Below are 23756 nucleotides of genomic sequence, written 5' to 3' on the forward strand. Positions count from 1 at the left end.
TTTCATGTAAATCCACTCTCATCAGTGATACATTGCGTTCTGGTTTTGCAAGTTTCGCGCAGCCACGTTACATGTATAAAATGAAAGATTAGATCCTCGCGATGTTTTCCAGTATCCCAGCCCCATCCCCGCGACATGAATTGGATAACCTCATGGAAGAGGCGGGCGATGTTGTGTTCCGCCTCAATCAACTGGGGCAGATACTGTATGCCAGCAAACGCGCGGTGGCCCTGATCTCCAGCCATGTCCCGCTGGCCGGCGACACGCTGCTCAAGCTGGTATCGCTGGACGACCAGGCGCCGCTGGCCGCCGTGCTGGCCGAAGTCGGCGGCACCAGTGTGTCGCGCCAGCTGGAAGTACGCATCAAGACGCCGGACGCCGAGATCTGGCACGAACTGAGAGTCTCCTGCTACGCCAACCAGCACGGCCTGAGCGAGCTGCTGGTGGTCGGCCGCGACATGACGCTGCAGCGCGCCACCGAAGAGCGGCTGCGCCACATGGCCACCCACGACGCCCTGACCGAACTGCCCAACCGCCTGCTGCTGTCGGACCGCATGCGCATGGTGATCGCCAACGCGCGCCGCTCCGGCCAGGGCTTCTCGGTCGCCACCATCGGTCTGGACGGATTCAAGAAGGTCAACGACGGCCTCGGCCATCCGGTCGGCGACGCCGTGCTGCGCACCGCCGCCGCCCGCCTGCGCAAGACATTGCGCGACAGCGACACCCTGGCCCGCGTCGGCGGCGACGAGTTTGTCGCCGTGCTGCCCGGCACCGCCACCGAGGCGCAGATCAAGCTGGTCACCGGCCGCCTGATCGCCACCCTGCAGTCACCGTTTGAAATCGACAACCACACGATCTACGTCGGCGCCTCGGTCGGCGTGGCGGTCTATCCGCAGCACGCCGAGGACGAGGTGCGCCTGGTCGCGCTGGCCGACGCCGCCATGTCGCGCGCCAAGGAGACCGGCAAGGCCCGTTGCGTGGTCTACAGCCAATCCCAGTCCGGCCCGCCGGAACACGACATCTCGCTGGAGGCGGCGATGTTCCAGGCGGTACGCGAGGGCGAGTTCCTGCTCTACTACCAGCCCATCGTCGACGCCCGCACGCGCGAGATCCAGGGTTTCGAAACGCTGATGCGCTGGAAGCACCCGACGCTGGGCATGGTGCCGCCGGCCCGCTTCATCCCGATCGCCGAGACCAACGGCCTCATCAACTTGCTGGGCGCCTGGGCCTTGAAGGCCGCCTGCGTACAGCTGAAACAGTTCGAGGAAGTGGCGAAGCGCAGCCTGTACATCTCTGTTAATATCAGCCCGCGGCAATTCCGCAACGATAAATTTCTGGATGTGCTGGACGACGCGATCGCCTTCTCCGGCCTACTTGGTGAGCAATTGGTTTTGGAAATCACAGAAGGTACTTTGATGATCGACCCGGCGCATGCCGAGTCCATCCTGACCAAGATGGCCGAGCGCCGCGCCCGCATCGCCATCGACGATTTCGGCACGGGGTATTCCTCGCTGGCCTACCTCAAGCGCTTCCCCATCTCCGTGCTGAAGATCGACCGCACCTTCATCCGCGACCTGCCCGGTTCGCAGAAGGACGGCGCCATCTGCAACGCCGTGCTCGACCTGGCCAAGCACCTGGACCTGTCCGTGGTGGCCGAGGGCGTCGAGACCGAGGGCCAGATGGACTACCTGGAACAGCGCGGCTGCCAGTACATCCAGGGCTACCTGACCGGCAAGCCGATGGCCGCCAATGTGGCGCTGGCCGCGCTCAAGGAAAGCATCCACGTCAAGGTAGTGCCGCCCGAACTGCGTCAGGTGGCCCAATGACGGCGCGTTTCACCGCCAGCACCCCGCTGGGCGACGCCACGCTGGCCGCGCTGTGGGACTGCACCCGCCGGCGCGGCGACATGCCGGGCTTCGCCAAGGCCATCACCGCCATCCTGGGCGCGATGCGCGGCGAGGACGAGCAGGAATTCAACATGACCCGCACCGTGCTGTCCGATCCGGTGCTCACGCAAAAGGTGCTGCGGCTGGCCAACAGCGGCATGTACTCGGCCTTCGGCCAGCATGTGAACACGGTCTCGAAGGCGGTGCTGGTGCTGGGCACGGAGGCCATCGGCCACCTGGCGCTGGGCCTCAAGCTGATCGAGGAACTGGCGGCCGGCTCGCCCGACGCCACCATCGCCCACATCGAAATGGAAAAGGCCGTGCTGGCCGGCATCGTGGCGCAGCAGATCGCCTACACGGCCGAAAGCCGCCACGGCGAGGAAGCCGTGGTGTGCTCGATGCTGCACACGCTGGGCCGCATGATGATGACCTTCTACATGCCGGAGCGCTGGCAGGAACTGCAGCGCGCGGCCGACCAGGCCGGCTGCGGCATCGACCAGGTCGCGCCCGAAATGCTGGGCCTGACGATGGAGGAGATCGGCCACGCGGCCGCCCTGCACTGGGGCCTACCGGGCACGCTGGTCAAGGGCATGCGCAAGGTCGCGCCGCCGGAACCGGGCGCGGAGGTGAGCAGCTCGGACTGGATCGCCGGCCTGTCGACCATGTCGGCGTTGTGCGCCGAATCGCTGTGGCATGACGACGCGGCCGGCGCCGCCGTGGTCCAGGAACTGACGCAGGCGTATTCCGCCATGCTGGGCGTGGAGCCGGACAACCTGATGCACGCCATCGAGCAGGCCAAGGTGGTGGCGGCAAACGACCTGAGCATCGCGCCGCTGTCGCGCCCCGCCGAGCGCCGCGCCAAGGCCCTGGCCAAGACGCGCCAGCGCGCCGCCGGCAACAAGATCCTGCTCAGCGGCCTGGCCGACATGCGCGACATGCTGGAGACGGCCAACCCCGGCCAGATGGTGCAGATCGCGCTGGAGACGGTGTACAAGGGACTGGACTTCTCGCGCGCAGTGGCCTTCGTGCGCAACCGCAAGGACAACCAGTACGCCGCCAAGATCAGCTTTGGCGAAGGCAGCAAGGAACTGCTGCCGGCGCTGGCCTTCGACGACGCCTACGAGCCGAACGTGTTCCACGCCGCGCTCAACAGCGACCGCGTGATCTTCATCGAAAACGCCCGCGACGCCAAGTTCGCCGCCAAGCTGCCGTTGTGGTGGAAGAGCTCCCTGTCGGAGGCGCGCAGCTTCGTGATCCTGCCGCTGTCGGCCAACGGCCAGCCGGCCGGCTTCCTGTACGGCGACTGGGACGATTCCTTCCCGCCCATCCAGCTGAGCCAGACAGAGTTCGCGCTGTTGAACGACATGCGGGCGCTGGTGGTGCGGGCGGTCGAACGCCGTCACAAGCTGGAAGCGGTCGGCTCGCGCGGCTAGTAGGTGTCGCGCTGCTGCCAGCGGTAGGACAGCACGGCGGCCAGCATCGAGCACGCCACCAGCGCCGCCGCCACGTAGTACACCGACTGCGGCCCCGCCCTCTCCCACCACTGCGCCAGGAACAGCCCGCCCAGCGAGCCGCCGATGCCGTACGAGATGCTCATGTACAGCGCCTGCCCGCGCGCCTGCAGCGGCCCGGAGAACCAGCGCTGCAAGGTCATCACGGACGACGAATGATGCAGCGCGAAGGTGGCCGCGTGCATCACCTGCGCCACGATCAGCAGCCACAGCACGTGTGGGCCGAAGCCTATCATCAGGAAGCGCACCACCGCCACGGCCAAGGTCACCAGCATCATGTTGCGCGCGCCCCAGCGCTTGAACAGCGGCGCCTGGAAGTAGAACAGCAGCACCTCGGCCGTCACGCCCAGCGACCACATGGCGCCGATCACGGTCTTGCTGTAGCCGTTGCGCTCCAGGTAGAGCGAATAAAAGGTGTACAGCGAGGTGTGGGCCGCCACCATCAGCGCGGTCGAGGCGAAGAAGGCGATCACCTCGCGCCGACGCAGCAGCGACAGCAGCGGCGGCGGCGCCACCTTGTGCACGCGGCGCGGCACGTCCTGCAGGCGGAACGCGGCGGCGATGGTCAGCACCAGCAGCACGGCGGCCACCCACGGCAGCGCGGCGATGCCGTAGTGCTCCAGCGCGTACGCGGCCAGCGTGACCGAGGCGATGAAGCCGATCGAGCCCCACATGCGGATGCGGCCATAGTAGGTCAGGTCGCCGCGCATCTCGGACAGCATCAGCGCCTCGCAGATCGGCGCCTGGCCGCTGGTGAACAGGTTCAGCACGATCATCGCCAGCATGAAGTGGACGAAGGTGCTGCCGAAGAAGAAGCCGCTGAAGCCCGCCAGCGCGGCGAAGCCGGCCATCCGCAGCACGAACACGCGGCGGTCGTAGTGGTCGGCGACGTAGCCCCAGACGTTGGGGCCGACGATGCGCAGCACCTGGATCATCGACATCAGCACGCCGATCTGCGCCACCGTCATGCCTTTGTCGGCGAAGAACAGCGTGGCGTAGGTGGACCAGGTTCCCGCGTGCGCGTAGTAGCAGAACAGGAATAAGGCGAAGCTGAACGCTTGTACCGGCACCGCTTAGTTGGACGTTGGCGGCGCCGGCGGCGCGATGTTCGGCGTGGCGACGTGGACGTCGCCGCACTGCGCGCGGTGCATCAGCGCGTGGTCCATCAGCACCAGGGCCAGCATCGCCTCGGCGATCGGCGTGGCGCGGATGCCGACGCACGGGTCGTGGCGGCCGAAGGTTTCCACCATCACCGGGTTGCCGTCCTTGTCGATCGACTGGCGCGGCGTGCGGATCGACGAGGTCGGCTTGATGGCGATCGATACCGTGATGTCCTGGCCGGTCGAGATGCCGCCCAGCACGCCGCCGGCGTTGTTGCCGATGAAGCCTTCCGGCGTCAGCGAGTCGCCGTGCACCGAGCCCTTCTGCTCGACCGACTTGAAGCCGGCGCCGATCTCCACGCCCTTGACGGCGTTGATGCCCATCATGGCGTAGGCGATGTCGGCGTCGAGCTTGTCGTAGATGGGCTGGCCCAGGCCGACCGGGATGTTGCGGGCTATCACGTCGATGCGCGCGCCGATCGAATCGCCGGCCTTACGCAGCTCGTCCATCGCGTCCTCCATGCGGGCGATCAGGGCGGCGTCGCCGCTGGCGGCGAAGAACGGGTTGTCGTGCACGTGCGACCAGTCCTGGAACGGCACGGCGATGTCGCCGAGCTGGCTCATGCAGCCCTTGAACTCGGTGCCGTACTGCTGGTTCAGCCATTTCTTGGCGATGGCGGCCGCGCCGACCACCGGCGCCGTCAGCCGCGCCGACGAGCGGCCGCCGCCGCGCGGATCGCGGACGCCGTATTTGTGCCAATAGGTGTAATCTGCATGGCCTGGACGGAAACTTTCGGTGATGTTGCCGTAATCCTTGCTGCGCTGGTCCTCGTTGCGGATCAGCAGCGCGATCGGCGTGCCGGTGGTGACGCCCTGGTACACCCCCGACAGGATTTCCACCGTGTCAGGTTCCTTGCGCTGCGTCACGTGACGCGAGGTGCCCGGCTTGCGGCGGTCCAGCTCCGGCTGGATGTCCGCTTCCGACAAAGGCAAACCTGGTGGGCAGCCATCGATCACACAACCAATCGCGGGACCGTGCGACTCACCAAAGGTAGTTACTGAAAACAATTTGCCAAATGTATTGCCGGACATAGGAAGAGAATCTTTGGAAAAAGGTGGAAAGTACCCAATTCTACCAGCCGGCGGCGTTTGCCGCCCGCCAAGCACGATAATTTCCACAAGGCAAGTTTCAATTGGTAAAATACCATTCTTTCGATGAAAGCTGGGCAAACTTGCACACCGGTATGCAACGTTCTGTGTAAAGCGCCGGAAAACCGCGTTCTTTTTAACAATTCGCTATATACTTGATCTCAAGAACACCGAGATATCCTGGAGATGTTACACATGCCCCCACCGATCACACCCCTTGAGCAATCCAAGGACGATCACGACGATCTGGTATTCTTAGAAGAGCATCCGGCGACGCCCGCAGTGCCCGGTGCCCGCAACGTCTGGCGGGTCATGATCATCGACGATGATGAAGACGTTCACTCGACCACCACCTTCGCGCTGGGCAACCTCGACATGCAGCAGCGCCCGCTGGAATTCGTGCATGCGTATTCGGCCGGCCAGGCGCGCGAACTATTGAAGCACGAATCCGAAATCGCCGTCATCCTGCTGGACGTGGTGATGGAGCAGGACGACGCCGGCCTGCACCTGGTGCGCTACATCCGCGAAACGCTGAACCTGGCCGACGTACGCATCATCCTGCGCACCGGCCAGCCCGGCTACGCGCCGGAGATCGACGCCATCCGCGATTTCGACATCAACGACTACAAGACCAAGTCCGAGCTGACCCGCATCAAGCTGTACACCACGGTGACGGCGGCGATCCGCTCCTACGAACAAATCCGCAAGATCAACGACAGCCGGCGCGGCCTGAACCAGATCGTCCACGCCAGCACCCAGCTGATGGCGCTGCACGGCGTGCAGAACTTCGCCTCCGGCGTGCTGGCGCAGATCGCCGACCTGCTGGGCCAGGACGGCAACGGCGTGCTGTGCGTGCAGGAGTGTCCCGAGGACGGCTGCCACCAGCTGATGGTGATGGCCACCATCGGCAGCTACCGCCACCTGGACAACGCCACGCTGTGCAACCAGGACCACAAGCCCATCTACGACGCCATGGAGCTGACGCTGGGCCAGCGCCGCAACATTTACGGCCCGGACTTCATCACGCTGTACTTCGCCGGCAAGGCCAGCCGCGACTTCGTCGCCTACCTGGACGTGGGCCGCGCTCCGACCGAGATCGACGAGCGCCTGCTGGAAGTGTTCTGCTCCAACGTGGCCGTCGGCCTGGACAACGTCGAGCTGGTCACGCACCTGCACAACGCCGCCTTCTACGACCAGCTGTCCAAGCTGCCCAACCGCACCCGCCTGGTCGAGATCCTCGACGCCACGCTGGCCGGCCCGGCGCGCGACGACGCCACGCTGTCGCTGGTCGACCTGGACCACTTCGCCGAGACCAACGACGCGCTCGGCCACCAGTTCGGCGACATGCTGCTGGTGGCCGTCGCCGGGCGCCTGCAAACCCAGCTGGGCGACCGGCTGACGGTGGCGCGCATCGGCGGCGACATCTTCTGCGTGCTGGGCGATTCGTCGCAGGTCAACCCGGCCAACATCCTGGCGCTGTTCGCCGACCCGTTCAGCATCGACGGCCAGGACGTGCAGCTGTCGGCCACGCTGGGCCTGGTGCGCCTGGGCGAGCACGAAGGCAGCGGCGCCGACGCCCTCAAGGACGCCGACATCGCCCTCAAGCGCGCCAAGTCGCAGCAGCGCGCCGGCCACTTCTACTTCTCGCGCTCGATGGGCGTGGAGATCCGCGAACGCGTGCGTATGATGCACGCGCTGCGCACGGCCTTCGGCCAGAACCAGCTGTTCGTGGTGTACCAGCCGCAGATCGACCTGGCCACGCGCCGGCCGATGGGCGCCGAGGCGCTGCTGCGCTGGCAGACGCCGGACGGCAAGTTCATTTCGCCGGACCGCTTCATTCCGATCGCCGAGTATTCGGGCCTGATCATCGACCTGGGCGCGTGGGTCATGCGTACCGCCTGCCAGGAGCTGGTGGACCTGCGCAAGGCCGGCCACCTCGACTTCATGATGTCGATTAACGTCTCGCAGGTGCAGTTCCGCCATCCGCACTTCCTGGAGACGCTGCGCAAGGCGCTGGACGACACCGGCGCGCCGCCGGAATACGTGGAGCTGGAGATCACCGAATCGATGGCGATGGAAGAGCCGGACATGCTGATCAAGATGCTGGGCCAGATCAAGCAGACCGGCGTGAGCATCGCGATCGACGACTTCGGCACCGGCTTCTCGTCGCTGTCCTACCTGCAGCGGCTGCAGATCGACCGCCTGAAGATCGACCGCGCCTTCGTCACCGAGATCACCGGCTCCGCGCGCGGCAGCAGCATCGCCGAGATGGTGATCCAGCTGGGCCGCAATCTCGGCCTGGCCGTGATCGCCGAAGGCGTGGAGGACGAGCGCCAGGCGCAGATCCTGCAGGCGCTGGGCTGCCCGCTGGCGCAAGGCTTCCTGTTCGCGCGGCCGATGACGGCGACGGCGCTCAACGGTTGGCTCAACAACGACACGTTGGAAGGCGCGGCCTGATAAAAAAACCGCCATGCGGCCATGCGACGTTCAAGATCGTCGCATGGCCGCATGGCGGTTTGCCTGCCGGCGCCGGGCGCCGGGGTGGATTTAGTCGGTCTGGTCCGCCGTCTCGGCCGGCCAGTCGCGGATGTAGGCCTTCAGCATCTTGTTCTCGAAGCTCTGCGCCTCCAGCACCGCGCGCGCCACGTCGTAGAACGAGATCACGCCCAGGATGGTCTTGGCGTTCATCACCGGCAGGTAGCGCGCGTGCTTTTCCAGCATGATGCGGCGCACCTCGTTGACCTCGGTGTCCGGCGTGACGGTGATCGGATGATCGTCCATGTGCTTGCGCACCGTGCCGGTGCCCACCGTGCCCGCGTTCTCGTGCAGCGCGCGCAGCACTTCGCGGAAGGTCAGCATGCCCGCCAACTCGCCGAATTCCATGACCACCAGCGAACCGATGTCTTTCTCCGCCATCGTATTGGCGGCGTCTGCCAAAGGCTGGTCAGGAGAGATCGTGTAAAGAATGCTGCCTTTAACCTGAAGAATTTCGGAGACTTTCATTTTGGGCCGTCCTGTCCGCTGATATAGGCTTTGTGAATGGGGGTTCTGTTTATTGTAGCCTTATAGCGAATGTAGCGTATGCCCGGCAAAAAATCCAGCGCTCTCGATAAGCAAATCTCAACATTTTTACAGTGCTGTTGCCAAGCCGCGATTCAGGGTAGGATGCCCAGCATTCCTATAACTCCAACGAGACCACATGAGCGGACCAAGATACCCCGGCTTTGACACCCTCGCGCTGCACGCCGGCGCCGCGCCCGACCCGGCCACCGGCGCGCGCGCCACGCCAGTCTATTTCACCTCATCGTTTGCTTTCAAGGACTCCGACCACGCCGCCTCGCTGTTCAACATGGAACGCGCCGGCCACGTCTACTCGCGCATCTCGAACCCCACCAACGCGGTGCTGGAGGAACGCATCGCCGCGCTGGAAGGCGGCGTGGCCGGCATCGCCACCGCCAGCGGCCAGGCCGCGATGCACCTGGGGCTGGCCACCATCGCCGGCGCCGGCTCGCACATCGTCGCCTCGCGCGCGCTGTACGGCGGCTCGCACAACATGCTGGCCTACACGCTGAAGCGCTTCGGCATCGAGACCACCTTCGTCGACCCGCGCGACCTCGACGCCTGGCGCGCCGCGATCCGCCCGAACACCAAGGTGCTGTTCGCCGAAACGCTGGGCAATCCGGGCCTGGACGTGCTCAATATCGAAGCCGTCGCCGCCATCGCGCACGAGCAGCACCTGCCGCTGATGATGGACTCCACCTTCACCACGCCCTACCTGCTCAAGCCCTTCGAGCACGGCGCCGACCTGGTGTTCCACTCGGCCACCAAGTTCCTGTGCGGGCACGGCACCGCCATCGGCGGCCTGCTGGTGGACGGCGGCACCTTCGACTGGCAGGCGGCGTACGACAAGACCGGCCGCTTCGCCGAGCTGTGCGAGCCGTACGACGGCTTCCACGGCATGGTGTTCACCGAAGAGTCGACGGTGGCGGCGTTCGCGCTGCGCGCGCGGCGCGAGGGCCTGCGCGACTTCGGCGCCGTCATGAGCCCCCACAACGCCTTCGCCGTGCTGCAGGGCGTGGAGACGCTGGCGCTGCGCATGGACCGGCACGTGGCCAACACCCGCAAGGTGGTGGAGTTCCTGCTGTCGAATCCCGCGGTGGAATCGGTGTCCTATCCCGAGCTGCCGTCGCACCCGGACTACGAGCTGGCCAAGCGCCTGCTACCCAAGGGCTGCGGCGCCGTGTTCTCGTTCAACCTGAAGGGCGACCGCGCCGCCGGCCGCCGCTTCGTCGACAGCCTGAAGGTGTTCTCGCACCTGGCCAACGTCGGCGACGCCAAGTCGCTGGCGATCCATCCCGCCTCCACCACGCACTTCCGCGTGCCGGCCGAGCAGTTGGCGGCGTCCGGCATCACCGAGGGCACGATGCGGCTGTCGGTGGGACTGGAGGACGTGGACGATTTGATCGAAGACCTGGCGCGCGGCCTGAAGCTGTCGCAGAAAGGAGCATGACATGCTGCTGACCGTACAAGGCGTGGACGCCTACTGCTACACCGGCGGCAAGCCATTCAACGCCGCCTTGCCGACCGTGGCCTTCATCCACGGCGCGCAGAACGATCATTCGGTATGGGTGCTGCAGACCCGCTACTTCGCACACCATGGCTACAGCGTGCTGGCGGTGGACCTGCCGGGCCACGGCCGCAGCAAGGGCGAGACCAAGGCCAGCGTGCCGGAACTGGCGGACTGGCTGCTGCAAGTGCTGGACGCCGCCGGCGTGCAAAAGGCCGCGCTGTTCGGCCACAGCATGGGCTCCCTGATCGCGCTGGAAGCGTCGCACAAGGCGCCCGAGCGCATCACGCACCTGGGCATGATCGGCTCGACCTACCCGATGAAGGTCTCGGACGCGCTGCTGGAAACCTCGCGCACCGATGAGCAGAGCGCCATCGACATGGTCAACATCTGGTCGCACTCGTCGATCGCGCAGAAGCCGTCCTGTCCGGGGCCTGGCTTCAGCATCATGGGAGGCTCGCGCCGGCTGATGCAGCGCATCTCGCAGATCAATCCGCAGCAGGTGTTCCACACCGACTTCTCGGCCTGCAACGCCTACGCCAACGGCGAAGCGGCCGCGCAGGCGGTGCGCTGCCCCACCCTGTTCCTGTTCGGCGCGCGCGACATGATGACGCCCCCGAAATCCGCCAAGCTGCTGACCTCCACCATCAGCCACGGCAAGGTGGTGACGGTGGACAGCGGCCACTCGCTGATGAGCGAGCAGCCGGACGCGGTGCTGGACGCCCTGTTCAGTTTTGCGGGCGCCGCTCGCTAGAACTTGGAAAAGCAAGGATCCCGCTGCAGTCTTAGATATTCAGCGGTTTCCTCGAAGCGCGCGATTGAAGTCCGACGAAGCATATCCAGACCAGCCATTCGGCGCGACGAGATGGCGTACGCGTAGTGCCCAGGATGCTTTCTGGACATGTAGCGTATTCCATCCAAATGGGGATGTCTTGCGATGATGCGATCCAAGACACAGCCAAGCCACTGACACCACTCGTGCCCCGGCCCCAGTAGTTCAGCGTAGATGCCGAGTTTGCTGACAGCGTCGCCGGTCAAATCCAACAGGCGAAGATCCCGGGTAAACGTCATCTCCGCGATCAATGCATCAGCAGCATTGCGCTTAAAGAAAAATGTTCCCGGCATGCTAGCGTCGTTGACGCACAACTGGGCCTCCCACGCGGCAGTAATCACATTATCGCCAAGATAGATCCAGTGGAATGCGAACGCGCCGTTGTCATCAGCAGGTACGGCAGGCGGTCCAAAACGGTAAGTCTTTTCGACTCGCTCAGGCCATACAGATTCCGGGTTCCATGCTGCCCGGATCATCAAGGTGCCTGCTTTAAGTTCGCAGATGCCGCCTCTTAATGCTTGCCATATGCGCGCGTCAGATGGCAAGGTCCGAGCGATATGTGACGGTGGTACGTGGGCCTTCTTTTTTGAAGACATGCTCTAGCCTATGATGTCGGCCATGCCCCTGGTATAAAGTTCAGCCAGTTCCTGAACCTTCCGCAAGCGCTCACTTGCGGGAAGACTCAACAACCGACGCTGACTTTCGTGAACTTCAATACGCGTCTCGAAAGGCTTACCCGCCAGCAGCTCCGCCGGCGAAAGCTCATTAATATCGTCAACCGCGCCCACCCAGAATGCATGAATTTCACTACTCGGCTGATTCTCAAGTTGGTGCAGCACCGGTTCGATCAACTCAGGCACAGGCTCAATAAATTGCCAAGCCGGGAATTCCCTGCCGATACTACGCCCCCTAGGGGTAATAAAGTAGAAGCGTCCATTTTCAGCAGCACGGTAAAGCGTGGCCTGCGAAAGTGACACCAATCCCTGAGAAATAACATCCGAAGCCTTTAGCTTGGTAGCAGGCAGTGATTTTTTAATAGGGATACTCGTCAGCGACGCACGCGCTTCGCTTAGAGCTTGTATACCTAGCGCGATCACCTTCTCACGATCACGGCCACGAGCAAGAGCTGCCAAACGATCTTCAACAAGCTGCGTAAACTGTTCAAGCACACGCTCGACGGCATCGTATTGCGCCGGACTGCGCTCGGGACCTCTATTTTTCACTGATTGCACCAAGATACCCTCTTAAGCAGCGAATGGAGGAGCAATTGGAGGATGGGCGACAAGGAGTTGACGGGTACGCTTTCCGCAAGCATCGAAAGTCGCCGGAATGGAATGCGCCAGCGCCTGTCGCAAAGAGACCATAAAGCGCATCATCGGGCACGAAGCACGGCGCCTTAAATCTGAAAGGTGGTAAAAAACCCAGGGAGTCAGCCGGACCGTCGCAGGCAGACGCACTGCAGACCACAACTGGGAAATCCGTTCAAGCAAGCGATCATATTCGCACTTAAGCAAGAGCGCAGAGCGCCCCCCAAAAAAGGTCCCCCGCTTAATTGATGCTAGCTGATTCCACTCTTCGACCTGCTTAGATATCTTGGCAAGCTCACTCATCTGATCAATCATACGAAATTGATCAGCAAGCATTTTGAGGTCAGCAAGCGTGCCATCTGGATTCATCATCACTACTCCGGTCGATGAACTCAGATTAGCACACTTTCTCAATATTCTCAAGATTCTCACGGACCAGCAAAAACCCGATACCCCGCTGTCAGTTTTGTGGGAACTTGAAGCGGATGATGCGGTTCGCACCTTCCAGCACGATGCCGCGATAGCGGCGGCGGTAGATCACGACGCCCGTGGTGGCGGCCAGCACCGCCACGATCAGCATCACCAGGTCGTTGCCGCCGTGCGTGACCACGGCGCGCTGGGACGAGTGCATGGTCGATGCCTCGAACTTCTTGCCGACGTATTTGGCGCCGATCACCAGTTCCTCGGCGTTGATGCTGTTGACCAGGTACAGGCCGTAACCGCCCGGATGCACGGTCATCTTGCCGTCGCGGTAGACGAAGGAGCGGCGCTCGTCGCCGACGCGGATGCTGCCGACCACGTGGCCGGCGGCGTTGATGGCGGTAGCGAAGCTGTTGCCGTAGCCGATCAGCGCGCCCAGGTCGACCATCTTCTTGCCATCGTGGACAAAGGCGTGCCAGTGCCGGTCCGGCGTCTCGGACGCGCCGACCACGACGCCGGAATCGTTGACGGCGGTGGCGCTGCTGGAGCGTCCACCCAGCGTGCCCAGATCCTTCATGCCGGCGCCCGGCCTGTAGATAAAGGCGCGCCGGTAACCGTCCACCAGCGCCGCCGTGCCGACGATCACGCCATCGGTGTTGACGCCGGCCGCGTAGCTGATATTGCCGCCCAACGTGCCCAAATCGACCAGCGGGCCGTCGCCGGTGGGGCCGGTGGTGAAGGCGTGGAAGTAGCCGTCGCTGGTATCGGCAAAGCCGACCGCCTGGCCCGAACGGCTGATGCCCATGCCGTAGCTGCTGCCGCCGCCGAGCGTGCCGAGATCGCGCATCGACAGGCCGGCGCGGTAGACGAAGGCGCGCCAGTGGCCGTCGCTGTCCTGGGCCGAGCCGACCACGTCGCCGCCGATGTTGATGCCCTTGGTGAAGCTGTCGCTGCCGCCCAGGGTGCCCAGTTCGATCAGGCGCTTATTCCACAGCACCGCGCGCTGGCGCCCGTTCTCTTCCTCGATGATGCCGGCCACCTGCCCCGTTGCGTTGATGTCGACGGCGATGCTGGCCTCATTGCCGCGCTCTCCCAATCCGGGCGGGTGCAGCTGCTGCGCAGACGACGCCACACCGGCAATTCCAAACAAGACCACCGCAATCGGCATTCTCAGCATGACGTCTCCAAGTTGATTTTTATGAATGCCGATTCTATAACGGTATTCGAACGATCAGCAACTGTAACCATGGACCGACTGATACAGCATGCATCTGCCCCCGGGGGCCTGTGCCTTGCGCCCCACCGCGCCGCGCCCCTAGACTGGCGCCATCCCCCACAATGCGAGCCACAGACCATGACCGAACTGCTGCCCCTGATGACCTACTGCCTGGTGATGTCGGCCACGCCCGGACCGAACAACGTCATGCTCGCCACCACCGGCGCCAATTTCGGCGGCCGTGGCGCGATGCCCGCCATCATGGGCATCCAGACCGGCATGTTCGTGCAGACCATGCTGATGTGCCTTGGGCTGGGCAGCGTTTTTGTAACCTACCCGTTGGCGCAGCAGGTGCTGCGCATCGCCGGGTCGGTGTATCTGATCTACCTGGCCTGGAAGCTCAGCGGAGCGTCGATGAGCGGCGCGCAGGCGCCCAAGGCGGTGACGTTTGCCCAGGCGACGACCTTCCAGGCGCTCAACCCCAAGAGCTGGGTGAAGGCCGTCACCGTGGCATCGGTCTTCATGCCCGCCGGGCAGAACACGTTCGGCAATGCGCTGCTGGTGGCGGCGATCGGCACCTTGGTGGGCATGCCCTGCAACGCCATGTGGGCGCTGTTTGGCGTCTCGATCCGCCGCTTCCTGCTGGATCCGCAAAAGCAGCGCGTGTTCAATTGGACCATGGCCGCCATCCTGCTCGTGCTGGCCGTGATGTTTTTACGCTAGACTCTCACCATGTTCCCCATCGACCGCTCCTCTCCCATCGCCCTGTCCAAACAGATTGAGGCGCAGTTGCGCCACATGGTCGAGAGCCGTGCCCTGCCCGGCGGCGCCAAGCTGCCGTCGATACGCCAGCTGGCCACGCAGCTGGAAGTCAGCACCAATACCGTCGTCGCGGCCTACGACCGGCTGGTCGCGGCGGGCGTCATCGATTCCCATGGCACTGCGGGCTTCTTTGTCTGTTCACCCAAGGACGCCGGCAGCGTGGTGCCCGATGAAGTCGCGCTGGAAGCGGGCGAGGAGCAGGAACCGGTCTGGCTCGCGCAGCAGGCCAACGACCAGCGCGCCGGCATTCTGCTGGCCAGCAGCGGCGCCCTGCCGCCGACCTGGCTGCAGGACGCCGTCCCCGCCAGCGCCGTGCAACGCGCCCTGGCTCGCAGCGCCGCCGGCATGGCGTCGCGCTGTCCTCCGCAAGGACTGCCCGAATTACGTGAACATATCGCGCTGCTATTGCGCGGGATCGGCGCGGCCTTCGACGCCGGCCATATCCTCACGACCTTCGGCGCCACCCACGCGATCGACCTGATTTGCCGCAGTTTCCTGCAGCCCGGCGACACCGTGCTGGTCGAAGATCCCGGCTACTTCCTGATGTTCGGCCGGCTGCGCCAGGACGGCATCCGCCTGGTGCCGATCAAGCGCCGGCCCGACGGCCTCGATCTCGACGAACTGGAGGCGGCCTGCCGCGAGCACCGTCCGCGCCTGCTGTTCGTGCAGACCGCCTTGCACAACCCCACCGGCTGGAGCAGCAGCGCCGCCAATCTGCACAAGGTCTTGATGCTGGCGCAGCAGCATGGCTTCCTGATCGCCGAGGACGACGTGCACGGCCAGTTCCAGCAAGGCCATGCCACGCGCCTGGCCGCGCTGGCCGGCCTCGATGGGGTGATCTACTACTCCAGCTTTTGCAAGTCGCTCAGTCCCGCCCTGCGGATGGGCTATCTGGCGGCCGCCCCCGCCCTGCTCAAGGTGCTGATGCGGACCAAGATCCATTCCATCATGACGCTGCCCGCGTTGAACGAATACGTGCTGCTGGAAGTGCTCAGGGCCGGCAATCTGCGCAAGCACCTGGAGCGCATGCAGCGCAAGATCATGGCGGCCCGCAACGCCAGCACCCAGCAATTGAGCGAGGCCGGCGTGCGGTTCGAGCAGCCCGGCGACGCCGGCATTTTCTTGTGGGGCACGATGCCGGAAGGCTTGGACGTCGACCTGTTGGTGCAGGACGCCTACCGCAACAACATCCTGCTGATGCGCGGCGCCGCCTTCTCGGCCAATGACATACCCGACCAGCATATCCGCTTCAACGTCGCCTTCAGCCAGCATCCGCGCCTGAGCAGCTACCTGCGGGAGCGCCTGCAGGCCGTGGCCGGCGCCCGCTCAAGCCTGGCGCGCGTCAGCGGCGCGGCCAGGTCGGTGGGCTCTTAGCACTTAACGGCAGTCGATAGGCCCGAAGTGCGCGGCCAGGGTCTTGCCCAGCCCCGCTTCCACAGCCGATTCCACCTCGCGCGCCAGCGACGCGGCCTCGCGGGCGGCCTTCAGGTCGCGTTCATCGTCGCTGTCGCCAACCACGCCGGCGTTGATCGGCATGCCGGAGAACACGAACAGGCGATAGACCTCGGCCAGCGTCAGCTTCTCCACATTGGCCAGGATGACCCAGTGATCGCTGCCTTCGCTGACACGCTTGCCCCATTGGACCCGCGCCGGCGCATCGACCTTGACGCGCCCCACCCAGCCTTCGGTCATCATCTTTTCCAGCAGCGTGTCCATCTCGTCGAAGCCCAGCCGCGTGCGCGCGCGGATCGCGCCGGCGCTGACCAGCGCCGTGTCGCCGCATTTGCAGGCCACATGCAGCACGCGCAGGATCGCCATCGCGTCGACGAATTCGCCGCCCGGCTGCGCCTCGTGCCACCAGCGCTCGTACTTCACCACCGGCAGCGCGGCCACCAGCAGCGCGCCGAACAGCGTGATCAGCCACGACACATAAACCCACAGCAGGAACAGCGGCAGCGCGGCCAGCGCGCCGTAGATCTTCGAATACGTCGGGAACTGCGTGATGAACACCGCGAAGCCGCGCTTGGCCACCTCGAACGCCAGGCCGGCCACCAGGCCGCCCCAGGCCGCGTCGTGCCAGTCGACGTCGCGGTTCGGCACCGCCACGTACAGCAGCGTGAAGGTGGCCGTGGTCAGCGCCAGCGACAGCACCGTGTAGATCAAGGCGCCGATCACCGGCACGTCGCCTATCAGATCGCTGGTGGCCATGAAGACCCGTCCCGACAGGGTCAGCGAGACGCCAATCAGCAAGGGACCGAGCGTGATGATGGCCCAGTAGACCAGGATGCGCTTGCTCCAGCGCCGCTCGGCGCGCACGCGCCAGATGCGATTGAACACGCGCTCGATCAAGTTCATCATCGCGATCGAGGTAAAAATCAGCGCCACCGCGCCCACCGCCGACAGCCGCGTGGCCTTGGAAGCGAACATGGTCAGGTAATTGAGGATGGTGCTGGAAATCGACTTCGGCATCACGCTCTGCACGAAGTAAGCCTCCAGCGACGAGCGGAAGGTGTTAAACATCGGGAAGGTGGTGAAGATCGCCAGCGCGATCGTCAACACCGGCACCAGCGCGAACACGGTGGTGAAAGTGAGGCTGCCGGCCACCTGCGGCAGGCTTTCCTCGCGCAGGCGGCGGTGGGCGAATAAAAACAGGTCCCGCACCTCGGGCCAGGACAACGAGCGCACTGTCTCTATCCCGCTACGGCAGTTGCGGGATACATACTGTAAAACCGGATGAATAAATTTTTCGTACATGAGCGATAATCGAAATACAAGAGTGGCGACGATGCCACCCGCCAAAGCGCCCTATAATACCGCCGATGAACCAAGCCAATCTGATTATTCTTGTATTGTTTTACTCACGTCACGGCGCAACGCGCAAATTGGCGGAGTTGATCGCCCAGGGCGTGGAGAGCGTGCCAGGCTGCGACGCGCGCCTGCGCACGGTTCCAGCCGTATCGACCGTGACTGAGGCCACCGAGCCGGACGTGCCGGCCGAAGGCGCCCCCTACGTCGAACTGGACGACCTGGCCGAATGCGCCGGGTTGGCGGTCGGCTCGCCCACCCGCTTCGGCAACATGGCCTCGGCGATGAAGTATTTTTGGGACGGCACGGCGGCCCAGTGGCTGTCCGGCGCGCTGGCGGGCAAGCCGGCCTGCGTGTTCACCTCCACCGGCAGCCTGCACGGCGGCCAGGAATCGACGCTGCTGTCGATGATGATACCGCTGTTCCACCACGGCCTGATGGTGCTCGGCCTGCCGTACACCAATCCGGAACTGATGACCACCTCCAGCGGCGGCACGCCGTATGGCGCCAGCCACTGGTCGGGACTTGACGGCAAGAAGACCATCACCGAAGATGAAAAACGCCTGGCGATCGCGCTGGGCCGGCGCCTGGCCGAAACGGCCGTCAAACTGCGCGCCGTCGCTTGACCGGGGACGCATGATGGAAAACACAATGCAGAAGTATTTTCACTGGGGCGCCATCGGCAGCCTGGTCACGCTGATCGTCTGGTGCGTGCTGTGGGAGATGGTGCTGGCGCCGCTGAAGCCCGGCGGCTCCTGGCTGGTGCTCAAGGCCGTGCCGCTGCTGCTGCCGCTGTACGGCGTGTGGAAGCGCGACATCTACACCTTGCAGTGGACCTCGATGATGATACTGCTGTATTTCACCGAGGGTGTGGTGCGCGGCTGGAGCGACAAGGGCAGCATCTCCGCCTGGATGGCCTGGGGCGAGGCGCTGATCGTCTGCGTCTATTTTGTTTGCGCCGTGATGTATCTGCGTCCGTATAAAAAAGCGGCGAAGAAGCTGGCCAAGGAGCTGCTGGACAAGGTGAAGGTCAACACCGTCAAATGATCGACTTTCTCGCGCATTGCCGCTCCGTCGTGGGCGACGCCTTTGTACTCGACTCAAGCGCCGACATGGCGCCCTTCCTCACCGACTGGCGCGGACGCTTCACCGGCAACGCGCTGGCCGTGCTGCGGCCCGGGTCCGTGGACCAGGTGGCGGCGCTGGTGCGCGCCTGCGCCCAGTGGCGCGTGGCGCTGGTTCCGCAGGGCGGCAACACAGGGCTGGTGCTCGGCAGCGTGCCGGATGCCGGCGGCGGCGCGGTCGTGCTGTCGCTGGCGCGGCTGAACCAGATCCGGCAAGTCGATCCCGTCAACCGCACCATGACCGTGGACGCGGGCTGTATCCTGCAACAGGTGCAGGACGCCGCGGCCGCAGCCGGCTGCCTGTTCCCGCTGTCGCTGGCGGCGGAAGGCAGCTGCACCATCGGCGGCAATCTGTCCACCAATGCGGGCGGCACGGCGGTTCTCCGATACGGAAACACGCGCGAATTGTGCCTCGGGCTGGAAGTGGTCACGCCGCAGGGCGAGGTCTGGAGCGGCTTGCGCGGCCTGCGCAAGGACAATACCGGCTACGACCTGCGCGACCTGTTCATCGGCGCGGAAGGCACGCTGGGCGTCATCACCGGCGCGGTGCTCAAGCTTTATCCGCAGCCCAAGGCCAGCATCACCGCGCTGGCGGCGCTGCCCTCGCCCGCGCACGCGCTGCAATTACTGACTTTAATGCAGGACCATTGCGGCTCCAGCCTGACCGGCTTCGAACTGATGTCGCGTTACTGCCTGGAGCTGGTGGCGCGGCAGTTCCCGTCGCTGCCCAAGCCGTTCGCGGCGCCGCATCCGCAATACGTGCTGCTGGAGCTGTCGAGCAGCGAGTCGGAGCAGCACGCGGTCGGACTGCTGGAACAAGCCATCGGCGCGGCGCTGGAGCGCGATGTCATCGGCGACGCGGTGGTGGCGACTTCGGTGGCGCAATCGGCCGGGTTGTGGCAGCTGCGCGAGCACATCCCGCTGGCGCAGGCCAAGGCGGGCAAGAACATCAAGCACGATATCTCGCTGCCGGTGTCCAGCATCGCCGACTTCATCTCGGCCACCGGCCCCCTGCTGGACGCGGCCTTCCCCGGCTGCCAGCTGGTGTGCTTCGGCCATCTCGGCGACGGCAACCTGCACTACAACGTGGCGCCGCCGGACGGCATCTCCAACGAGGACTTCCTACTCAACCAGGACAAGGTCAATCGCGTGGTGCATGACAGCGTGGTCGCCTTCGGCGGCTCGATCTCGGCGGAACACGGCATCGGCGCGCTCAAACGCGACGAGCTGGCGCACTACAAATCGGCGGTGGAACTGAACATGATGCGCGCCATCAAAGCCGCGCTGGACCCGCTGGGCATCATGAATCCCGGGAAAATCCTGTGAGCGGTGCCGCGATGGGCCGCTTGTCGCGCTGGCTGTTGTTGGGCGAGTGGCGCGCGCATCCGCTGCGGGCGCTGGTGGCCATCGCCGCGATTGCGGTCGGCATCTCGCTCGGTTTCGCCATCCATCTGATCAACGCAGCCGCGTTCAACGAATTCTCGTCCGCCATCAAGGGCCTGTCCGGCGTGGCCGACGTGCAGGTGCGCGGCACCGAGCAGTTTTTCGACGAAGCCATCTACCCGGTGCTGGCGCAGCGCGCCGGCGTGGCGGTGGCGTCGCCGGTGCTGGAGTTCGACGCCTCCGTGCCCGACGAGAAGACGGCGCTGAAGATACTCGGCATCGACGCCTTCCGCGCCAGCTTCATCTCGTCCGACCTGGTCGGCGTGCCTTCGGAAGATCACGTGATGGACACGCTGGCCGACGACGCGCTGTTCCTGTCGCCGGCCGCGCAGCAGTGGCTCAAGCCCGCCGCCGGCGCGCCGCTGACGCTGCAAGTGGGCGTCGGCGAACTGAAACTGCGCGTGGCCGGTTCGCTGCAGCGTGCCCGCGCGGGCCAGCGCATCGGCGTGATGGACCTGGGCGCGGCGCAATGGCGCTTCGAGAAGCTCGGCCAGCTGTCCCGCATCGACCTCAAACTGCGCGACGGCGTCAATCGCGACGCCTTCAAGGCGGAGCTGGAACAACAGCTGGAACACGATTATCCCGGCCGCTTCCGCGTCAGCCAGCCCAATGACGAAGACCAGAACAGCCGCAACGAAGGCATGAGCCGCGCCTACCGCGTCAACCTGACCGTGCTGGCTTTGGTCGCGCTGTTCACCGGCGCCTTCCTGGTATTCTCCACCCAGGCGCTGTCGGTGATACGCCGCCGCAGCCAGTTCGCGCTGCTGCGCGTGCTGGGCATGGACCGCAAGCACCTGCTGCGCCAGATCCTGATCGAAGGCCTGAGCCTGGGCGTGGCCGGATCGGCCATCGGCATCGCCGCCGGCTACGGCATGGCCGCCGCCGCGCTGCACTTCATGGGCGCCGACCTGGGCGCAGGCTTCTTCTCCGGCGTGCGGCCGCAGGTGCAGTTCACGCCCATCGCCGCAGCGGTCTATTTCGCGCTCGGCGTCGCCGTGGCCTTGCTGGGCTGCGCCGCGCCGGCGCTGGACGCGGCGCGCGCCAAGCCCGCCGTCGCGCTCAAGTCGGGCACCGAGGAGGCGGCGATGTCGCGGCTGTCCAAGGCCTGGCCGGCGCTGGCCTGCATCGCATTGGCCGCCCTGCTGTCGCAGGCGCCGCCGGTATTCGAGCTGCCGCTGTTCGGCTACCTGTCGATCGCATTGCTGCTGGTCGGCGCCATCGCGCTGATGCCGCGCCTGGCCGCCATCGTGTTCCGCGTGGCGCACCGCCGCTGGAGCGCGGCCACCGCCGGCAAGCCCGGCGCCTCGCCCGTGGTCACGCTGACGCTGTCGCGCCTCGCCAACGCCTCCAGCCAGGCCGGCATCGCGCTGGGCGGCGTGCTGTCCAGCTTCAGCCTGATGGTGGCGATGGCGATCATGGTCTCCAGCTTCCGCGTGTCGCTGGACGACTGGCTGCTGCACATCCTGCCGGCCGATATCTATGTCAGCACCACCAGCGCCGGCACCACCGCCGGCCTGCGGCCGCAGGAGCAGGCCGCCATCGCCGCCCTGCCCGGCGTCGCCAGCGCCGACTTCCTGCGCATGCGCGGCATTTCGCTGGCCGCCGCCCGTCCGGCGGTCGCGCTCATGGCGCGCAATGTGGATCCCGCCGATCCGGGCAAATCGCTGGCCATCGTCGGCGCCACGCAGGTACCCGGCCCGGGCGCCCCGCCGCCGGTCTGGATTTCGGAAGCGATGGTCGACTTGTACGGCATGAACGTCGGCCAGCGCATCGAACTGCCGCTCAACGGCAAGCTGCGCGCCTTCCAGGTGGCCGGGGTCTGGCGCGACTATGCGCGCCCCACCGGCTCGATCCAGATGCGGCTGAGCGACTACCGCGCCATCACCGGCGACATGGACGCCAGCAACGTCGCCCTGTGGCTCAAGCCCGGCGCCAAGGCGGCCGACACTGATCGCGCCTTGACGCGCCTGCCCTTCGCCGCAGCGCTGACGACCACCGCGCCGTCCGAGATCCGCTCGATGAGCATGAAGATCTTCGACCGCAGCTTCGCCATTACCTATCTGCTGGAGGCGATCGCCATCGTCATCGGCCTGTTCGGCGTGGCTGCCACGTTCTCGGCGCAGACGCTGGCGCGCGCCAAGGAGTTCGGCATGCTGCGCCACGTCGGCGTCACGCGGCGGCAGGTCCTGTCCATTCTGGCCATCGAAGGCGGCGCCTTGACGGGGCTGGGCATCGTCACCGGTTTCGCGCTGGGCTGGGTCATCAGCCTGATATTGGTTTTTGTCGTCAATCCGCAGTCCTTCCACTGGACCATGCAGCTGCACCTGCCGTGGCCTTTGCTGGCCACCGTGGCGGGCCTGCTGCTGGCCGCCGCCGCGCTAACCGCGCTGCTGGCCGGCCGCCAGTCGCTGTCGGGCGGGCCGATACGCGCAGTCAGGGAGGACTGGTAATGAATCTGATCCAACGCGGCGGCGCCGCACTGGCGCTGCTGGCGGCGCTGGCCGTCCAGACGTCCGCGCAGGCGGCGGAGCCGGTGTTCAAGGCGGTCACGCCGCTGGCGCCCGGCGCTTCGCTGAGCTTCCCGGCGGATTTCGGCGCCCATCCCGACTACAAGACGGAATGGTGGTACGTCACCGGCTGGCTCGCAAAACCGGACGGCAAGCCGATGGGCTTCCAGGTCACGTTCTTCCGCAGCGCCACGTCGCACGACCGCGCCAATCCCAGCAAATTCGCGCCCAAGCAGCTGATCATCGGCCACGCGGCCCTCTCCGACCCGGCCAACGGCAAGCTGCTGCACGACGAGCGCAGCGCGTGCGAAGGCTTCGGCCTGTCCTACGCCAAGGTCGGCGACACCGACGTCAAGCTCGAAGACTGGCACATGGCGCGCGCCGCCGACGGCAGCTACCAGGTCCACCTGGACGCCGCCAGCTTCAAGCTGGATCTGAAACTGGCGCCGTCGCAGCCCGTGCTGCCGCAGGGCGACCGTGGTTATTCCCGCAAGGGCGCGCAGCTTTCCGACAGCAGCTACTACTACAGCGAACCGCAGCTGACCACCACCGGCACCGTGACCAGCGGCGGCAAGACGGTCGCCGTCACGGGCGCCAGCTGGTTCGATCACGAGTGGTCCACCCAGTACGTCGCCACCGATGCGGCAGGCTGGGACTGGATAGGCGCCAACCTCGCCGACGGCGGCGCCATGATGGCTTTCCAGATGCGCAGCAAGACAGGTGCTAAACTATGGTCGCACGCGACATGGCGCGATGCATCCGGTAAGATCACGCAGTTTTCCCCGGACCAGGTCAGCTTTACCCCGCAACGGCGGTGGCGTTCGCCCCGCACCAATGCCGAGTATCCCGTCTCGACCCAGCTCACCACCGGCAGCACCGTGTGGCAGGTCGTCCCTTTGCAGGACGACCAGGAGCTGGACTCGCGGCGCTCCACCGGCGCGGTGTACTGGGAGGGCGCGGTGACGCTGGAACGGGACGGCAAACCCGCCGGACGCGCCTACCTGGAGATGACCGGCTATGTGAGGCCGATCAAGTTTTAGCAGCACCGAACAATTTAACGACTACTG

General features: G+C 65.2%; 20 protein-coding genes. 12 read left to right on the forward strand and 8 right to left on the reverse strand.

Annotation, left to right across the window (positions count from 1 at the left end):
- The first annotated feature begins 152 nt into the window (after positions 1 to 152).
- Positions 153 to 1826 (forward strand): bifunctional diguanylate cyclase/phosphodiesterase, encoded by a 1674-nt coding sequence (locus tag HUX88_RS23235; protein WP_117010382.1) that lies wholly within the window; start codon positions 153 to 155, stop codon positions 1824 to 1826.
- A complete protein-coding gene (locus HUX88_RS23240) occupies positions 1823 to 3319 on the forward strand; it encodes an HDOD domain-containing protein (protein WP_117010381.1) in 1497 nt (498 codons plus the stop codon). Before HUX88_RS23235 ends, HUX88_RS23240 begins: the two co-directional genes overlap by 4 nt.
- On the opposite strand, the gene HUX88_RS23245 is transcribed toward HUX88_RS23240, so the two are convergent.
- Positions 3316 to 4467 carry an MFS transporter gene (locus tag HUX88_RS23245; RefSeq protein ID WP_176363284.1) on the reverse strand — a complete coding sequence of 384 codons (1152 nt, stop codon included), beginning with the start codon at positions 4465 to 4467 and terminating at the stop codon, positions 3316 to 3318. The genes HUX88_RS23240 and HUX88_RS23245 overlap by 4 nt on opposite strands.
- Positions 4468 to 4470: 3 nt before the next feature.
- Positions 4471 to 5589, reverse strand: coding sequence for a chorismate synthase (gene aroC / locus HUX88_RS23250; protein ID WP_176363285.1), 1119 nt, complete (start codon positions 5587 to 5589; stop codon positions 4471 to 4473).
- Positions 5590 to 5841: 252 nt separating this feature from the next.
- Here aroC and HUX88_RS23255 point away from each other — a divergent pair, with 252 nt between their 5' ends.
- A complete protein-coding gene (locus HUX88_RS23255) occupies positions 5842 to 8103 on the forward strand; it encodes a bifunctional diguanylate cyclase/phosphodiesterase (RefSeq protein WP_117010378.1) in 2262 nt (753 codons plus the stop codon).
- 90 nt (positions 8104 to 8193) lie between these two features.
- Here the strand turns inward: HUX88_RS23255 and HUX88_RS23260 are convergent, their stop codons facing one another.
- Positions 8194 to 8649, reverse strand: a complete 456-nt coding sequence (locus HUX88_RS23260) for a CBS domain-containing protein (protein ID WP_176363286.1) — start codon at positions 8647 to 8649, stop codon at positions 8194 to 8196.
- A 196-nt stretch (positions 8650 to 8845) separates the two neighbouring features.
- On the opposite strand from HUX88_RS23260, the gene HUX88_RS23265 reads away from it, so the two are divergent.
- Positions 8846 to 10156: an O-acetylhomoserine aminocarboxypropyltransferase gene (locus tag HUX88_RS23265; protein WP_176363287.1), complete on the forward strand. Its 1311-nt coding sequence runs from the start codon at positions 8846 to 8848 to the stop codon at positions 10154 to 10156.
- Between the two features lies 1 nt (position 10157).
- Entirely contained in the window at positions 10158 to 10967 is an 810-nt protein-coding gene (locus tag HUX88_RS23270; protein WP_176363288.1) for an alpha/beta fold hydrolase, read from the forward strand.
- Here HUX88_RS23270 and HUX88_RS23275 read toward each other — a convergent pair.
- From HUX88_RS23275 to HUX88_RS23290, 4 genes are all read right to left on the reverse strand, one after another.
- Positions 10964 to 11641 carry an RES family NAD+ phosphorylase gene (locus HUX88_RS23275; RefSeq protein WP_176363289.1) on the reverse strand — a complete coding sequence of 226 codons (678 nt, stop codon included), beginning with the start codon at positions 11639 to 11641 and terminating at the stop codon, positions 10964 to 10966. The genes HUX88_RS23270 and HUX88_RS23275 overlap by 4 nt on opposite strands.
- 3 nt (positions 11642 to 11644) lie before the next feature.
- The gene (locus tag HUX88_RS32585; RefSeq protein WP_229219499.1) at positions 11645 to 12277 is read right to left on the reverse strand and encodes a hypothetical protein; all 633 of its coding nucleotides are present in this window, start codon (positions 12275 to 12277) and stop codon (positions 11645 to 11647) included.
- A gap of 12 nt (positions 12278 to 12289) precedes the next feature.
- Complete coding sequence (locus HUX88_RS23285; protein ID WP_176363290.1) at positions 12290 to 12724, reverse strand: hypothetical protein; 435 nt, start codon at positions 12722 to 12724, stop codon at positions 12290 to 12292.
- An 88-nt stretch (positions 12725 to 12812) separates the two neighbouring features.
- Positions 12813 to 13904, reverse strand: a complete 1092-nt coding sequence (locus HUX88_RS23290) for an HAF repeat-containing protein (RefSeq protein ID WP_373886831.1) — start codon at positions 13902 to 13904, stop codon at positions 12813 to 12815.
- 222 nt (positions 13905 to 14126) lie between these two features.
- Here HUX88_RS23290 and HUX88_RS23295 point away from each other — a divergent pair, with 222 nt between their 5' ends.
- Together HUX88_RS23295 and HUX88_RS23300 are read left to right on the forward strand one after the other, a co-directional pair.
- Positions 14127 to 14711: a LysE family translocator gene (locus tag HUX88_RS23295; protein WP_176363292.1), complete on the forward strand. Its 585-nt coding sequence runs from the start codon at positions 14127 to 14129 to the stop codon at positions 14709 to 14711.
- A gap of 9 nt (positions 14712 to 14720) precedes the next feature.
- The gene (locus HUX88_RS23300; RefSeq protein ID WP_176363293.1) at positions 14721 to 16184 is read left to right on the forward strand and encodes a PLP-dependent aminotransferase family protein; all 1464 of its coding nucleotides are present in this window, start codon (positions 14721 to 14723) and stop codon (positions 16182 to 16184) included.
- Between the two features lie 3 nt (positions 16185 to 16187).
- On the opposite strand, the gene HUX88_RS23305 is transcribed toward HUX88_RS23300, so the two are convergent.
- On the reverse strand, positions 16188 to 17564 hold the full coding sequence (locus HUX88_RS23305) for a YihY family inner membrane protein (protein ID WP_176363294.1): 1377 nt from the start codon (positions 17562 to 17564) through the stop codon (positions 16188 to 16190).
- A 65-nt stretch (positions 17565 to 17629) separates the two neighbouring features.
- Here HUX88_RS23305 and wrbA point away from each other — a divergent pair, with 65 nt between their 5' ends.
- From wrbA to HUX88_RS23330, 5 genes are read left to right on the forward strand one after another with little or no spacing between them, the layout of a single operon-like run.
- Positions 17630 to 18241 carry an NAD(P)H:quinone oxidoreductase gene (gene wrbA, locus HUX88_RS23310; RefSeq protein WP_176363295.1) on the forward strand — a complete coding sequence of 204 codons (612 nt, stop codon included), beginning with the start codon at positions 17630 to 17632 and terminating at the stop codon, positions 18239 to 18241.
- Positions 18242 to 18254: 13 nt separating this feature from the next.
- Positions 18255 to 18662 (forward strand): DUF2069 domain-containing protein, encoded by a 408-nt coding sequence (locus HUX88_RS23315; RefSeq protein WP_176363359.1) that lies wholly within the window; start codon positions 18255 to 18257, stop codon positions 18660 to 18662.
- A complete protein-coding gene (locus HUX88_RS23320) occupies positions 18659 to 20065 on the forward strand; it encodes an FAD-binding oxidoreductase (RefSeq protein ID WP_176363296.1) in 1407 nt (468 codons plus the stop codon). The genes HUX88_RS23315 and HUX88_RS23320 overlap by 4 nt, the downstream gene beginning before the upstream one ends.
- A gap of 11 nt (positions 20066 to 20076) precedes the next feature.
- Entirely contained in the window at positions 20077 to 22632 is a 2556-nt protein-coding gene (locus HUX88_RS23325; protein ID WP_176363360.1) for an FtsX-like permease family protein, read from the forward strand.
- Positions 22632 to 23729 (forward strand): lipocalin-like domain-containing protein, encoded by a 1098-nt coding sequence (locus tag HUX88_RS23330; RefSeq protein ID WP_176363297.1) that lies wholly within the window; start codon positions 22632 to 22634, stop codon positions 23727 to 23729. Before HUX88_RS23325 ends, HUX88_RS23330 begins: the two co-directional genes overlap by 1 nt.
- The last annotated feature ends 27 nt before the right edge of the window (positions 23730 to 23756 follow it).

The sequence above is a fragment of the Duganella sp. BJB1802 genome (genome assembly GCF_013369445.1).
GTDB classification, from domain to species: domain Bacteria; phylum Pseudomonadota; class Gammaproteobacteria; order Burkholderiales; family Burkholderiaceae_D; genus Rugamonas; species Rugamonas vulcania_A.